The 14,082-nt window shown below is 65.8% G+C and carries 11 protein-coding genes; 5 read left to right on the top strand and 6 right to left on the bottom strand.

The annotated features are described in order from the left end of the window. Positions 1-22: 22 nt before the first annotated feature. A complete protein-coding gene (locus AC1DYU_RS04010) occupies positions 23-2,110 on the bottom strand; it encodes a molybdopterin-containing oxidoreductase family protein (protein ID WP_476790703.1) in 2,088 nt (695 codons plus the stop codon). Positions 2,111-2,316: 206 nt separating this feature from the next. Between AC1DYU_RS04010 and AC1DYU_RS04005 the strand changes: the two genes are divergently transcribed. Continuing rightward, complete coding sequence (locus AC1DYU_RS04005; protein ID WP_476790503.1) at positions 2,317-3,159, top strand: MipA/OmpV family protein; 843 nt, start codon at positions 2,317-2,319, stop codon at positions 3,157-3,159. A 94-nt stretch (positions 3,160-3,253) separates the two neighbouring features. Here the strand turns inward: AC1DYU_RS04005 and ndk are convergent, their stop codons facing one another. Both ndk and AC1DYU_RS03995 read right to left on the bottom strand, forming a co-directional pair. Continuing rightward, entirely contained in the window at positions 3,254-3,676 is a 423-nt protein-coding gene (ndk, locus tag AC1DYU_RS04000; RefSeq protein ID WP_158482614.1) for a nucleoside-diphosphate kinase, read from the bottom strand. 106 nt (positions 3,677-3,782) lie between these two features. Then, positions 3,783-4,052 (bottom strand): SEL1-like repeat protein, encoded by a 270-nt coding sequence (locus AC1DYU_RS03995; protein ID WP_476790502.1) that lies wholly within the window; start codon positions 4,050-4,052, stop codon positions 3,783-3,785. 430 nt (positions 4,053-4,482) lie between these two features. Between AC1DYU_RS03995 and AC1DYU_RS03990 the strand changes: the two genes are divergently transcribed. From AC1DYU_RS03990 to gatA, 3 genes are all read left to right on the top strand, one after another. Then, complete coding sequence (locus tag AC1DYU_RS03990) at positions 4,483-4,878, top strand: DUF2147 domain-containing protein (RefSeq protein ID WP_476790501.1); 396 nt, start codon at positions 4,483-4,485, stop codon at positions 4,876-4,878. A 217-nt stretch (positions 4,879-5,095) separates the two neighbouring features. Further along, on the top strand, positions 5,096-5,383 hold the full coding sequence (gene gatC / locus AC1DYU_RS03985; protein WP_476790500.1) for an Asp-tRNA(Asn)/Glu-tRNA(Gln) amidotransferase subunit GatC: 288 nt from the start codon (positions 5,096-5,098) through the stop codon (positions 5,381-5,383). 85 nt (positions 5,384-5,468) lie between these two features. Beyond that, positions 5,469-6,983, top strand: a complete 1,515-nt coding sequence (gene gatA, locus AC1DYU_RS03980; protein WP_476790499.1) for an Asp-tRNA(Asn)/Glu-tRNA(Gln) amidotransferase subunit GatA — start codon at positions 5,469-5,471, stop codon at positions 6,981-6,983. A 178-nt stretch (positions 6,984-7,161) separates the two neighbouring features. Here gatA and AC1DYU_RS03975 read toward each other — a convergent pair whose 3' ends face one another. The 3 genes from AC1DYU_RS03975 to AC1DYU_RS03965 form a co-directional block, all read right to left on the bottom strand. After that, positions 7,162-7,863 carry a glycine-rich domain-containing protein gene (locus AC1DYU_RS03975; RefSeq protein WP_476790498.1) on the bottom strand — a complete coding sequence of 234 codons (702 nt, stop codon included), beginning with the start codon at positions 7,861-7,863 and terminating at the stop codon, positions 7,162-7,164. 65 nt (positions 7,864-7,928) lie between these two features. Further along, complete coding sequence (locus AC1DYU_RS03970; protein WP_158482610.1) at positions 7,929-11,126, bottom strand: multidrug efflux RND transporter permease subunit; 3,198 nt, start codon at positions 11,124-11,126, stop codon at positions 7,929-7,931. Positions 11,127-11,197: 71 nt separating this feature from the next. Next, entirely contained in the window at positions 11,198-12,367 is a 1,170-nt protein-coding gene (locus tag AC1DYU_RS03965) for an efflux RND transporter periplasmic adaptor subunit (protein ID WP_476790497.1), read from the bottom strand. A gap of 229 nt (positions 12,368-12,596) precedes the next feature. Between AC1DYU_RS03965 and gatB the strand changes: the two genes are divergently transcribed. Continuing rightward, positions 12,597-14,078, top strand: coding sequence for an Asp-tRNA(Asn)/Glu-tRNA(Gln) amidotransferase subunit GatB (gene gatB, locus AC1DYU_RS03960; protein ID WP_476790496.1), 1,482 nt, complete (start codon positions 12,597-12,599; stop codon positions 14,076-14,078). The last annotated feature ends 4 nt before the right edge of the window (positions 14,079-14,082 follow it).

The raw sequence follows: 14,082 nt of genomic DNA, 5'->3' as shown, positions 1-14,082 counted from the left end.
TCGGAAAATCAAGAGGGCGCGGTCACGCCTTTTTGATCCAGACCTTGTTGTCGTGGAAGGCCGCTCCGCCGAAGGGTGCGGGTGCGTCGGCGCCGGTGATGGTATTGATGCCGCGCCCGTGCCTGTGAGCGGCATTGGGCCAGATCGATTCGGCGATGACGACGCCCGGCACGATGCCGTCGAACAGGGCCGCCGTCAGATGGACGCTGCCGCGCGTGTTGCCGACGACGATCTCCTCGCCCGCCGCGATGCCGATGCGGGCGGCATCGTCCGGATGCAGCATCAGCGTCGGCCCGCCCTCCTTCTTCACCGAGCTCGGCGTCTCGGTGAAGGTCGAGTTCAGGAAGCTGCGCGCCGGACTCGTCGCCAGTCGGAACGGATGCTCGGCATCGGCATTCTCCAGCACGTCCCACTGGTCGGGCAGCGCCGGCATCTGCTGCCACGGGCCCATCGGGCCTGAATTGGCGTTGGGCACCTTCGGCCAGTCCGGCTTGAAGCGGAACTTGCGGTCAGGATAGCCGAAGCCGTCGAGATAATGCGCCGTGCGAAAATCCGGCTGCACGTCGAGGAAATCATTGGCGACGAGCTCGTCGAGCGTGCCGCGCTTGCTCTCGCGCATGGTCCAGTCGACGATCTCGCGCGGCGTCATGGCAAAGCCACGATGGCTGGCGCCTAGACGCTGGGCGAGCGCGCTGACGACCTCGTGGTTCGAGCGGCATTCACCGGGAGCCTCGACCAGCTTGCCGCCCCACATGATGTGCTGGTGGCCGCCGCCCTGATAGAGGTCGTCATGCTCCATGAACTGGGTCGCGGGCAGCACGATGTCGGCCATCTGAGCTGTCTCGGTCATGAACTGCTCATGGACGACGGTGAACAGGTCCTCGCGGGCAAAGCCCTGCTTGACCCGTTCCTGCTCGGGCGCGACCGAGACCGGGTTGGTGTTCTGGATGAACAGCGCCTTGACCGGGCCGCCCTGGCGTAAGGCCTCGGCATCGCCGGTCAGCACCCTGCCGATCTGCGACTGGTCGAGTTCCCGCACCTTGGGGTCGCGCAGGTCGAGGCCCTCGATCAGGCCCTTGCGCCATTTGTAGATGCCGCTGTTGCTGTGGAAGGCGCCGCCGCCCTCATGCTGCCAGGCCCCTGTCACGGTTGGCACCGACAGCGCCGCATGCATCGACACCGCGCCATTGCGCTGGCGGGCGAAGCCGTAGCCGAGGCGGAAAAAGCTCTTCTTGCGCGTGCCGACGAGCGCGGCGAATTCCTCGATCTGCGCGACCGAAAGCCCGGTGATCGCGGCTGCCCATTCCGGCGTGCGGCTCTGCAGATGCGCCTCGAGTTCACCCGGCGCGTCGGTGTGCGCGGCGAGATAGTCGCGGTCGGCATGACCGTCGCGGAAGAGGACATGCATTACGGCGCAGGCGAGCGCGGCATCGGTTCCGGGCCGCAGGACCAAAGCCAGGTCGGCCTGGGCCAGCGTCGCATTGTGGTAGATGTCGATGGCGACGATCTTGGCGCCGCGGGTCTTCCGCGCCTTGATGGCGTGGTGCATCACATTGACCTGCGTGTGCACGGCGTTCGTGCCCCAGATCACGACGCAATCGGACTTCGCCATCTCGCGCGGATCAGGCCCGGCGAGACGCCCCGTTCCGGCGATGAAGCCGGTCCAGGCCATGGTCGTGCAGATCGTCGAATACTGGCCGGAATAGCCCTTGGCATGGCGCAGGCGGTTGATGCCGTCGCGCATGACCAGACCCATCGTGCCGGCATAGTAATAGGGCCAGACGGCATCCGCGCCGTGCTCTGTCTCGATCGCCAGAAAGCGCCGGGCGGTCTCGTCCAGCGCCTCGTCCCAGGAGATGCGCTCGAACTGGCCTGAGCCCTTCGGGCCAGTGCGGCGCATCGGATACATCAGCCGATCGGGATGATGGATGCGCTCGGCATAGCGGGCGACCTTGGCGCAGATCACCCCGTCCGTGTAGCTCTGGCGCTTGCTGCCGCGCACGCGGCCGATGCTGCGCCCGTCGATGACCTCGACCTCCAGCGAACAGGCGGAGGGACAATCATGCGGACACACGGACGGATGATGGGTGATGCGCGGCAATTCGGTCATGTCACCGTCGTAGAGCATCACTGGAAAAAGTGGAATGTGTCCGCGTGCGGCAATCATGGGCATGGCCATCATCTTGCTTGGCGCGCATACCCTCCATGGCCTGCCATCCCGCGCCGCACCGCGGCATCAACCTCGGGTTAATCCTAATGCCTCAGATTGCCGGCGTATTCTTCTTGAGAGGCGCCGTCGCGCCGGAGTTCGGGTTCATGCGTAGCGTTGCGTTTCTCGCGGGCCTCGTCGCCTGCCTCTTCCTGTCGCAGTCCGATCGCGCTCAGGCGCAATCGCGTGACTACACCACCCTCACCTCGCCCCAGTCGGCGCAGAACTGGTATCTCACGCTGGGTGCCGGCGTGCGCTATCAACCCGACTACACCGGCTCGGATGACTACGTCTTCCGGGCAAGGCCTATCATTTCACTGGGCCGGGGCCTCAAAAGCACATGGTGGAGCGCCGAAGACGACGCAATGCTCAGCATCGGCGTGTTCTCCGGCCAGGGCTGGCGAATCGGCTTCTCGGGCGACCTGCTCTGGAAGCGCAGCGCCACGGTCAATCCGGCGCTCGTAGCGGTTCCGGCAACCAAATTCGGTGCTGAGGCCGGCGGCTTCGTCGAATTCTATCCGACGTCCTGGCTGCGCAGCCGTGTCGATGTACGCCGCGGCATCGCCGCACATGACGGCATCGTCGCCGATTTCAAGCTCGACGCCTTCTCCACTGTCGGCGCCTGGACGCTGGGTGTCGGCCCGCGCATGCGGATCGCCTCGGCCGACTATGTCCGGACCTATTTCGGGACCAGCGGCGCCATGCCCGGCACCGGCGGTCTGCTGCAGCGCTTCAATACCGGCGTGCATTCGGTCGGCGCATTGGCGCAGCTGACCTACAACTGGTCCGATCAGCTCAAGACGACGGCCTATGTCGAATATAAGCGCCTCGTCGGCGACGCCACGCGCTCCCCGATCGTCAGGCCGTACGGCTCGCGCGATTCGATCACGATCGGTCTCTCGGCGAGCTACTCCTTCGATACCGGGTCGAGCTATTCCTTCGGGCTCTGACGAGCGGCAAGGCACGGCTGGTGCTTCCAGCGACCCAAAGAAAAAGGCGGACCGGAGACCGGCCCGCCTTTCCGCTTTTCAGCAGCGGAAAATCTCAGCCGACGATCTCGTTGCCGGAGAAGAACTGGGCGATCTCGATCGCGGCGGCCTCGGGAGCGTCCGAGCCATGGGCGGTGTTCTCGCCGACCGATTCAGCAAAGAGCTTGCGGATGGTGCCCTCGGCGGCGTTGGCCGGGTTGGTGGCGCCCATCACGTCGCGATACTTGGCGATGGCGTCCTCGCCCTCGAGAACCTGCACGACCACGGGGCCCGAGGTCATGAACTCGACGAGCTCGCCGAAGAAGGGGCGCGCGGAGTGGACCGCATAGAAGGTCTCTGCCTGAGCCTTGGTCAGGTGGATGCGCTTCTGGGCGACGATGCGCAGGCCGGCCTTCTCGATGACCGCGTTGACCGCGCCGGTGAGATTGCGTCGCGTCGCGTCGGGCTTGAGAATGGAGAAGGTACGCTGAACAGCCATCTGTCGATCCTTGGGGAATGTCTGGGGATTGCGGCGCGCTTATAGCCGCGCCCTCCCCGCCCCACAAGGCTCGTTGGCGGAAGCGTTTCCGCTTCCCGAAGGCTGCTCAGTGGCGCGTCAGGAAGCTGCGGGCCTCGCGCAGTGCTTCGGCGACCTGATCGCGGGTCATCTCCAGCGCCAGTTCCTGACGGTGTGCCGTGGCCCGGCCGCAGCCGCGGGCCTGGGCAACGTTGAACCATTTCTGCGCCGTGACCAGATCGACCGGGATGCCGCGGCCCGCCGCATACATCAGGCCGAGCTCGTAATAGGCCTCGGCCGAAGCCTCGCTCGGAATCACCAGCGAAGCGGGGATCGCGTTCATTTCCATGCGTGCCATGACAACCACCCTTGTTTTATCTTTGTTTATCTTAGTCGTTGCGTCCCGGAGTTCGGTTCACGCTTCGGGTCAGACGACCCTCGACGACCTTGCTCCCTGGCGCCGGCCACCCGTCCAAGGCCCCGGCTTCGTGAGGACGAGATTTGGCCGGCAGCCTTAAAGGCAGCGCTAAAATTCGCGATGAATCGAAGCTCAACGAGAGATGAGCGAGCGGTTAAATCAACGCTCGATTCATGCTTCGATCACGAAAAGCGCAGTGTTTTCAATGGCTGCCGCAACGAATGCGACAAGGCGCGTTGACGGAGGATTCACCCTCCGCCGCGGAAGGGAGCTTTGGCTTTCCGCAGCGGCAGCTTGGAAGCCGTCAATTTCCGAGATATGGTTCACATCTGAACCATGCAGCATAGCGTGGTCTGACAGGGAGGATATCATGCTGATCGGTTCGAGCGCCCATCGGGCATTGCTGGCTGGACTTGGCCTCTTCATTGGGCTTGCCTCGGGCGGACCTGCCCTGGCGCAGGATGTCACTGGAACCTGGCTGCGCGACACCGGCGCCTCACGGGTGCGCTTCGCCAAATGCGGCGAGGCGATGTGCGGCACGCTGGCCTGGCTGAAGGACACCACCGGCCCGGCCAAGGTTGGCCAGCGCATCTTCTACGACATGAAGCCGACCAGTGAAGGCAAATGGAGCGGCAGCGCCTTCAATCCGGAAGACGGCAAGACCTATTCCGGCACGATGACGCTGTCCGGCGACGCGCTGACCACATCCGGCTGCGTCTTGGGCGGACTGATCTGCCGTTCGGTGAAGTGGACGCGGGCGAACTGAACCTCCCATCGGCGAAGGGCAAACTCCCTTCCCCCCTCGCGGGAGACGGTGGCAGAGGCTTTGCGGTCTTGGCAAAAGGTCTCGGGGAACCCTTTCCATACGGAGGGAGAGGTTCCCCGGGCTTGGCTGGATTGGCGATCTTCTTGCGGGCAACGGCGCGCCCGCTTATAGCCTCGGCATCGCGGCGCGCTGCGCCGCCCCTTCCCAGGAGCCCGCCATGTCGGTCGATCTCGCCACCGTCAAACGCGTCGCGCATCTGGCGCGCATCGCCGTGCCGGAGGCCGATCTGCCCAGGTTGCAGGGCGAGCTCAACGCCATCCTCGGCTTCGTCGAGCAGTTGAACGAGGTCGACGTTGCCGGCGTCGAGCCGCTGACCTCGGTGACGCCGATGGCGATGAAGCAGCGCGAGGACATCGTGACCGACGGCGAGATTGCCGACACGATCGTCGCCAACGCGCCGGCCACCGACGACAACTACTTCATGGTGCCCAAGGTGATCGAATAAGGCGCGCAAAGCGCCTATTCGATCACCCCGGACGCGCAAAGCGCGATCCGGGGTCGTTTTGACCAGATGAATCCGGAATCCCCCCGTGACCGATCTCACCCGCCTGACCCTGACCGAGGCCCGCGACGGGCTCAAGGCCAAGACCTTTTCCGCCACGGAACTCACCACGGCGCATATCGCGGCGATCGAGAAGGCGCGTGCCCTCAACGCCTATGTGCTGGAGACCCCCGAGCACGCGCTGACACAGGCGGCAGCCTCCGACGCGAAGCTGGCGAAAGGCCAGGGCGGCCCGCTCGAAGGCCTGCCGCTCGGCATCAAGGACCTGTTCGCCACCAAGGGTGTGCGCACCACGGCCTGCTCGAAGATCCTCGGCAATTTCGTGCCGCCCTATGAATCGACGGTCTCGGGCCAGCTCTGGCGCGACGGCGCCGTCATGCTCGGCAAGCTCAACAACGACGAGTTCGCCATGGGTTCGTCGAACGAGACAAGCGCCTTCGGTGCCGTCGTGAACCCCTGGCGTCGGAAAGGCTCCAATGTCGGCGCAGGCGCCACCGGTGCGGTCGAGGGCGCCCATCTCGTGCCCGGCGGCTCATCGGGCGGCTCGGCTTCGGCGGTGGCAGCCGATCTCTGCCTTGCGGCCACGGCGACCGATACCGGCGGCTCGATCCGCCAGCCCGCCGCCTTCACCGGCACGGTCGGCATCAAGCCGACCTATGGCCGCTGCTCGCGCTGGGGCATCGTCTCCTTCGCCTCCTCGCTCGACCAGGCCGGGCCGATCGGCAAGACGGTGCGCGACTGCGCCGTGATGCTGGGCTCGATGGCCGGCCACGATCCCAAGGACACCACCTCGGTCGACACGGCGGTGCCCGAATACGAAAAGGCCATCGGCCGCTCGGTCAAGGGCATGAAGATCGGCATACCCCGGGAGTACCGGCTCGACGGGCTCAATGCCGAGATCGAGGCGCTCTGGCAGCAGGGCATCGATTGGCTGAAGGCGGCAGGCGCCGAGATCGTCGAGATCTCGCTGCCGCATACGAAATACGCCTTGCCGGCCTATTACATCGTCGCTCCGGCCGAGGCCTCGTCCAACCTCGCCCGCTATGACGGCGTGCGCTACGGCCTGCGCGAGCCCGGCCGCGACATCGCCGAGATGTATGAGAAGACTCGCGCCGAGGGTTTCGGCGCTGAGGTCAAGCGCCGCATCATGATCGGCACCTATGTGCTCTCGGCCGGCTATTACGACGCTTATTACCTTAGGGCGCAGAAGGTCCGCACCCTGATCAAGCGCGACTTCGACGAGGCCTATGCCGCCGGCATCGACGCGGTCCTGACGCCTGCGACGCCCTCAGCCGCCTTCGGCATCGGCGAGAAGGGCTCGTCGGATCCCGTCGAGATGTATCTCAACGACATCTTCACAGTGACGGTGAACATGGCCGGCCTGCCGGGCCTGGCCGTCCCCGCCGGGCTCGACCGCCAGGGCCTGCCGCTCGGCCTGCAGCTCATCGGCCGCCCCTTCGACGAGGAGACGCTGTTCTCGCTCGGCCAGGTGATCGAGGAAGCCGCCGGCCGGTTCCCGGTTGCCGAGCGCTGGTGGGGCTGAACGCTGCGATAGTGCCTGCTGGGCATCGGTAGAGAATCTCGCCGTCATCCTGGACAAGCGGCGAAGCCGCGCAGCTCCGGGATCCATCATAAGGCGATGTCGAGTGCTACGATGGATCCCGGGACGACCTGCGGTCGCCCAGGATGACGGCCGTGTTTCCGCGCGGGATCATCGAAGTCTAATCCCCGCCGCCTCCACCGCAGCCCCCGCCATCGCCGCCTCCGCCGCTGTCTGAACTGCCGCTGTCCGAGCTGCTGCTGTCGGAACGGCCGCTATCGCCCATCCCATCCGTTCCGCCGTCATAGGACGAGCTGGAGAAGTCGCCGCCGCATTGCGAGCCTGCGTCGCCGTTGCGGCGAAGCTGGGCGCAATCGGGCTCGTAGCGATAGCCGCCGGGGATGCTCAGCTTGGTGTCGAGCGCAAACAGCAGCGGCAGGCGCGTCGGCTTGACCGGGTTGATGCCGTCCAGCCGGCAGCACTGGAGCCAGACGCGGCGCAGCCCGGCATTGTCCTTCTTGCGGCCGTCAGCGAGCGCGACCGCCGGCGTGTGGTGCAGGAATCCGCCGAAGGCATCGCGGCAGAAATCCTGATAGGCGCGGGTGTAGAGGATGAACTCGTGCCAGAGGTCGTCGGCGACCTGCGAGGGCATCGCGACATAGGCGCGGCCGCTGTTGAGATAGGCCAGGAAGAACTGCCGCAGGCCCTGCGCGACCAGCGCGCTCTCCTTGCGGGTGAAGCTGCGATGATGGCCGGCGAGCTTGTCGAGCAGGCCGGGCGGCCATTCATAGGTCCGGATGAATTCGGCGCGTTGCAGCCGCCGATAGGTCGGCCAGAACAGGCCGCCTGCGATCAGGACGGTCGCCAGCGGGACCGCGACCAAGCCGAGTATCCATGGAAACATCACATGCCCCCGTCCCGGTCGAATCCGGGACGGGAGCGATCAGATCACGAGTGGGCGGCGGATGCATCCCCATGCGGCGGCTGCGCGGGCGTCTTCTTGGTGCGCAGATCGGCGAGCCAGCGCACCACCACATAGAAGACCGGGGTGAAGATCAGCCCGAAGAAGGTCACGCCGACCATGCCGGAGAACACCGCGATGCCCATCGCCTGGCGCATTTCCGAGCCGGCGCCTGTCGAGATCGTCAGCGGCAGCACGCCCAGGATGAAGGCGAGCGAGGTCATCAGGATCGGCCGCAACCGCGTACGGGCGGCAGCGATCGCCGCGTCGCGCCGGTTCATGCCTTCCTCTTCGGCCTGCTTGGCGAACTCGACGATCAGGATCGCGTTCTTGGCGGCGAGGCCGACGAGCACGACGAGGCCGATATCGACCAGGATGTTGCGGTCCAGCCCGGTATAGTTCACCCCGATCATCGCCGCGAGAATACACATCGGCACGATCAGGATGACCGCCAGCGGCAGCATCCAGCTCTCATAGAGTGCAGCCAGCAGCAGGAAGACGAAGACCACGGCGAGCCCGAAGGCGATGATCGCGGTGTTGCCCGCGAGCTTCTCCTGCAGCGCGATCTCGGTCCATTCGAAGCCGAAGCCCGTGGGCAGGCGCTCTGCGGCGATCTTCTCGATCGCGGCGATGCCCTGCCCGGTCGAGAAGCCGCGCGCCATCGACAGCTGCACCTCGGCCGCCGGATAGAGGTTGTAGCGCGGCACGCGATAGGCGCCGGTGGTGTCCGAGAAGGAGGCGACCGAGCCGATCGGCACCATCTCGCCATCGGCGTTGCGGGTCTTCAGATTGGCGACGTCGCGCAGATCGAGGCGGAAGGGGTTGTCAGCCTGCGCCGTCACCCGGTAGGTCCGCCCGAGCAGGTTGAAGTCGTTGATATAGGCCGAGCCCATATAGACCGACAGCGTCTCGAAGACGCGCGTGATCGGCACGCCCAGCATCTCGGCCTTGGTGCGGTCGATATCGGCGAAGACCTGCGGGGTCTTGGTCGAGAACAGGGTGAAGGGCTGCTGGATTCCGGGAACCTGCCCGGCCGAACCCGCCACCACCCAGGTCGCGCCCTCGAGAGCGGCGAGCCCGCGTCCCGAGCGGTCCTGGACATAGCCCTTGAGACCACCGCCCGTGCCGATCCCCGGCACCGCCGGCGGCTCGATCACCAGCGCAAAGGCCTCGTTGATCGCAAACATCTGCTGGCGCAGATCGCCGAGGATGCCCGCCGTCGTGAGCTTCTGCTTGGTCCGCTCCTCGAACGGGGCGAGCGTCACGAAGATCACGCCCGTATTCGGCGCGATCGTGAAGGTCGCGCCGTCGAGGCCGGCGAAGGCGACCGCATGAACAACGCCGGGGCGCGACAGCACCACATCGGTCGCCTTGCGGATCACCGCATCGGTGCGCGTCAGGGACGAGCCCGGCGGCAGCTGGAAGGCGACGATGAAGTAGCCGCGGTCGAGCTGCGGCACGAGGCCGGTCGGCGTCGCGGTGAGGCGTTGCGCGGTCAGCGCGATCAGGCCGGCATAGGCGATCAGCAGGATCACCGAGAAGCGGATCAGGCGAGAGGTGACGGAACCATAGCTGCGCGAGAGCCAGTCGAAGCCCTTGTTGAAATAATGGAAGAAGCCGCGCACCGGGGCGCCCAGCGCGTAGACGAAGCCCTTCTTCTTGCCGTCGTCATGGCCATGCGGCTTGAGCAGCAGCGCCGCCAGCGCCGGCGACAGCGTCAGCGAAACGAAGCAGGAGATCGCCGTCGAGGCCGCGATGGTGACCGCGAACTGCTGGTAGAACGTGCCCTGCAGGCCGCTGATGAAGGCGGTCGGGATGAACACGGCGCAGAGCACGAGCGCGATCGCGAGCAGGGCGCCGCCGACCTCGTCCATGGTCTTGTGCGCGGCATCCTTCGCCGACATGCCCTGGGCGAGATAGCGCTCGACATTCTCGACCACGACGATCGCGTCGTCGACGACGATGCCGATGGCGAGCACCAGGGCGAGCAGCGAGATCGTGTTGAAGGAGATGCCGACCGCGCTCATCACCAGGAAGGTACCGACGAGCGAAACCGGGATCGCGATGATCGGAATGATCGCCGCGCGCCAGGTCTGCAGGAACAGGATCACGACGACGACGACGAGCGCGATCGCCTCGATCAGCGTCTGGATCACCGCCCTGACCGATTCACCGATAAACTCGGTCGGGTTGTAGATGATCCGGTGCTCGACGCCGGCGGGGAACTCCCGCGCCATCCCGTCCATGGTCTTGATCAGCGTCTCGGCGGTCGCGAGCGCATTCGAGCCCGGACGCTGGAAGATGCCGATGGCCACCGCGTTCTGGTTATCGAGATAGGCGTTGGTGGTGTAGTCCTGCGAACCGAGTTCGACGCGGGCGATGTCGCGGATCCGGATTGTGCCGCCATTGGCGTCGGAGCGCACGACGATATTCTCGAACTCGGCGATGTCGGTCAGGCGACCGAGCGTATTGACCGAGAGCTGGAACGCGCCGTCCGACTTCGCCGGCGGCTGGTTGATCGCGCCGGCAGCGACCTGGATGTTGGCGGCCCGCAGGGCGGCCACGACGTCGCCCGCCGTCAGGTTGCGCGACGAAATCTTGGCAGGGTCGAGCCAGATGCGCATCGAGAAGTCGCGCGCGCCGAAGACCTGCACATTGCCGACGCCCTCGACGCGGGTGAGCACGTCCTTCACATAGAGCGTCGCGTAGTTCGAGACGTATTGGGCGTCACGCGAGCCGTCCGGCGAGATCATGTTGATGACCATCATCAGATCGGGCGAGGCCTTGCGGGTCTGCAGGCCGAAGCTGCGCACCTCCTGGGGCAGGCGCGGCTCGGCCGCCGAGACGCGGTTCTGCACGAGCACCTGCGCCTGGTCGATGTCGACGCCGGCCTTGAACACGACGTTGATGGTCACGCGCCCGTCGCCGGTCGACTGCGACTGGATGTAGAGCATGTCGTCGACGCCGTTGACCTCCTGCTCGATCGGGGTCGCGACGGTTGCCGCGACAACCTCGGCGGAGGCGCCCGGGTAAGTCGCGGTGATCGAGACGGTCGGCGGCGCGATCTCCGGATATTCGGCGATCGGCAGGCCGCGCTGGGCGATGGCGCCCGCGATCGTCAGCAGGACCGACAGAACGGTGGCGAAGATCGGGCGGTCGATGAAGAAATGAGCGAAGCGGAACATGTAAATGTGTCCTGGCCTGACGTCAGGGCGGACGGCCGGCGGCCGTCCGAATGCGGTGTCGAAAGCGGCCGTCAGTTCGTCGCGGGCGGCTTGATCTCACCCGGCTGCGGATTGACGGTCGCGCCTGGCCGCACCATCGGGCTGGCGAAGCCGCCGACGACGACCTTGTCCTGAGGCGTCAGGCCGCTGCGAATGACGCGCAGGCCGCCGGTGATCTGGCCGAGGACGACTGGCTTGGGCACGATCTTGTTCTCGGGCCCCACCGTCAGGACGATCTTGTTGGCCTGGTCGGAGACGATGATGCTGTCGGGCACCAGCAGCGCATCGACCTCGCCGGCAAAGACGCGCAACCGCCCGAAGGTGCCCGGCGTCAGGAACTGGTCGCTATTGGGGAAGACGACGCGCCCGCGGATCGTGGCCGAACGGGCATTGAGCGCGTTATCGACGAAGTCGATCCTGCCCCGGCGCTTCCACTGAGTCTCGTCGGCGAGGCGGACTTCGGCCGGCGTGCCCTCCTCGCGGGAAGTGACCTTGCGCAGATCGGTCAGCCGCGAATAACGCAGATAGTCGGCCTCCGAGGCATCGAAGGAGAAATAGATCGGATCGACCGCGACGATCGTCGTCAGCAGCGTCGCGCCCGTTTGTCCCCCGGCGATGAGATTGCCGGGGTCGACGCGGCGGTTCGAGATGCGACCCGCCAGCGGCGCGCGCACCTCGGTCCATTCAAGATTGAGTTCGGCCGTCTTGAGATTGGCCTGCGCGCCCTCGAAGGCGCCGATCGCGCTGTTCAGATTGGTGCGGCGCTGGTCGACATCGCGGGCCGTGATCGTCCGGTTCTGCGTCAGCCCCTCGGCGCGCTCGACCTCGTTCTGCGAGAGATCGACCTGGGCCTTGGCGCGGGTAACCTCGGCGCGCGCCACGTCGACGGCGAGCTTGTAAGGGCGCTGGTCGATCGTAAAGAGCAGGTCGCCCTTGTTGATCAGCGCGCCATCACGGAAATGCAGGGCATCGAGGAAGCCCGACACGCGGGCCCGGACCTCGACCTGCGCGCTGGCCTCGAACCGGCCGGTATATTCGTCCCAGTTGGTGACGCGCTGGGCCAGCGGCGCCGAGACCTGGACCGGGGGAGCCGGCGGCGCCCCCTGTGCCAACGCGTGTGTCGGGGACAGAATGACGGCGGAGGTCATCAGCGTCGCGGCCGACAAGGCGACAAGCATCAGACCCGAGCGACGGTTTGACATGGCGAAACTCCGGATGACTGGGCCGGCGCAACCCTAACGGGTTTCCGGCCTGTGCCGCTACAAGAGGTGCGGACTGACGATTGTCAAGTTCCATCACCCATCACGAGTCTGAAATGAGGCGTAATATGCCACAATCCCGACAAGAGGTGTCGGGAGCGCAACAGAAGCTTGCCGCCTGAGCCCCGAGGTCGTAACCGTCAGGCGACCCATTCGAGCTGGAAGACTGACGATGAACGCGCATGCCCGCCCCGCCGACCCCAAGAAACTGATCAAGGGCGCGACCGGCGACTGGGAAATTGTGGTCGGCATGGAGATCCATGCACAGGTCACCTCCAACGCCAAGCTGTTTTCAGGCGCCTCGACCAGCTTCGGTGCCGAGCCCAACTCGCATGTCAGCCTCGTCGACGCCGCCATGCCCGGCATGCTGCCGGTGATCAACGCCGAATGCGTGCGCCAGGCCGTGCGCACCGGTCTTGGGCTGAATGCACAGGTCAACAAGCGCTCCGTGTTCGACCGCAAGAACTACTTCTACCCCGATCTGCCGCAGGGTTACCAGATCAGCCAGTTCAAGAGCCCGATCATCGGTGAAGGCGAGATCGTGGTCGATCTGTCGCCGACCGAGCAGATCACCGTCGGGATCGAGCGGCTACATCTCGAGCAGGATGCCGGCAAGTCGATCCACGACCAGCATCCAACGATGAGCTTCGTCGATCTCAATCGCTCGGGCGTCGCCCTGATGGAGATCGTCTCGCGGCCTGATCTGCGCTCCGCCGACGAGGCCAGGGCCTTCGTCACCAAGCTGCGCACCATCCTGCGCTATCTCGGCACCTGCGACGGCGACATGGAGAAGGGCAACCTGCGCGCCGACGTCAACGTCTCCGTGCGCAAGCCCGGCGACGAACTCGGCACGCGCTGCGAGATCAAGAACGTCAACTCGATCCGCTTCATCGGCCAGGCCGTCGATGTCGAGGCCCGCCGCCAGATCGGCATCATCGAGGATGGCGGCACCATCGACCAGGAGACCCGGCTCTACGATCCGGCCAAGGGCGAGACTCGCTCGATGCGCTCCAAGGAAGAGGCGCATGACTATCGCTACTTCCCCGATCCCGATCTGCTGCCGCTCGAATTCGACGACGCCTTCGTTGCCGAGCTAAAGGCGCATCTGCCGGAGCTGCCCGACGCCAAGAAGACCCGCTTCATCGCCGAATACGGGCTGTCGCCCTATGACGCCTCGGTGCTGGTCGCCGAACGCGAGCAGGCCGATTACTTCGAGGCTGTCGCCAAGGGCCGTGACGGCAAGGCCGCCGCCAACTGGGTCATCAACGAGCTCTTCGGCCGCCTCAACAAGGAGGGCCAGGATGTTTCGACGTCGCCGGTCTCGGCCGCGCAGCTCGGCGGGCTGGTCGATCTGATCGGCGAGGGCGTGATCTCCGGCCGCATCGCCAAGGACCTGTTCGAGATCCTCTGGTCGGAGGGTGGCGATCCGCGCGAGATCGTCGATGCGCGCGGCATGAAGCAGGTCACCGACACCGGCGCCATCGAGAAGGCGGTCGACGAGCTGATCGCGGCCAATCCCGACAAGGTCGAGCAGGTCAAGCTGAAGCCGACCATGCTCGGCTGGTTCGTCGGCCAGGCGATGAAAGCGTCGGGCGGCAAGGCCAACCCGCAGGCGCTGAACGAGATCCTCAAGGCCAAGCTCGGCATCGAGTGAGCCG

It is taken from the genome of Allobosea sp. P2_B12 (genome assembly GCF_056404835.1).
This window is presented reverse-complemented; position numbering and strand designations above follow the sequence as displayed.

Coding starts and splice junctions, on each gene's coding strand:
- AC1DYU_RS03990 (WP_476790501.1), top strand. CDS start 4,483: ATGCTGATCGGTTCGAGCGCCCATCGGGCATTGCTGGCTGGACTTGGC.
- AC1DYU_RS03970 (WP_158482610.1), bottom strand. CDS start 11,126: ATGTTCCGCTTCGCTCATTTCTTCATCGACCGCCCGATCTTCGCCACC.
- AC1DYU_RS04010 (WP_476790703.1), bottom strand. CDS start 2,110: ATGACCGAATTGCCGCGCATCACCCATCATCCGTCCGTGTGTCCGCAT.
- AC1DYU_RS04005 (WP_476790503.1), top strand. CDS start 2,317: ATGCGTAGCGTTGCGTTTCTCGCGGGCCTCGTCGCCTGCCTCTTCCTG.
- AC1DYU_RS03995 (WP_476790502.1), bottom strand. CDS start 4,052: ATGGCACGCATGGAAATGAACGCGATCCCCGCTTCGCTGGTGATTCCG.
- gatC (WP_476790500.1), top strand. CDS start 5,096: ATGTCGGTCGATCTCGCCACCGTCAAACGCGTCGCGCATCTGGCGCGC.
- AC1DYU_RS03965 (WP_476790497.1), bottom strand. CDS start 12,367: ATGTCAAACCGTCGCTCGGGTCTGATGCTTGTCGCCTTGTCGGCCGCG.
- gatB (WP_476790496.1), top strand. CDS start 12,597: ATGAACGCGCATGCCCGCCCCGCCGACCCCAAGAAACTGATCAAGGGC.
- ndk (WP_158482614.1), bottom strand. CDS start 3,676: ATGGCTGTTCAGCGTACCTTCTCCATTCTCAAGCCCGACGCGACGCGA.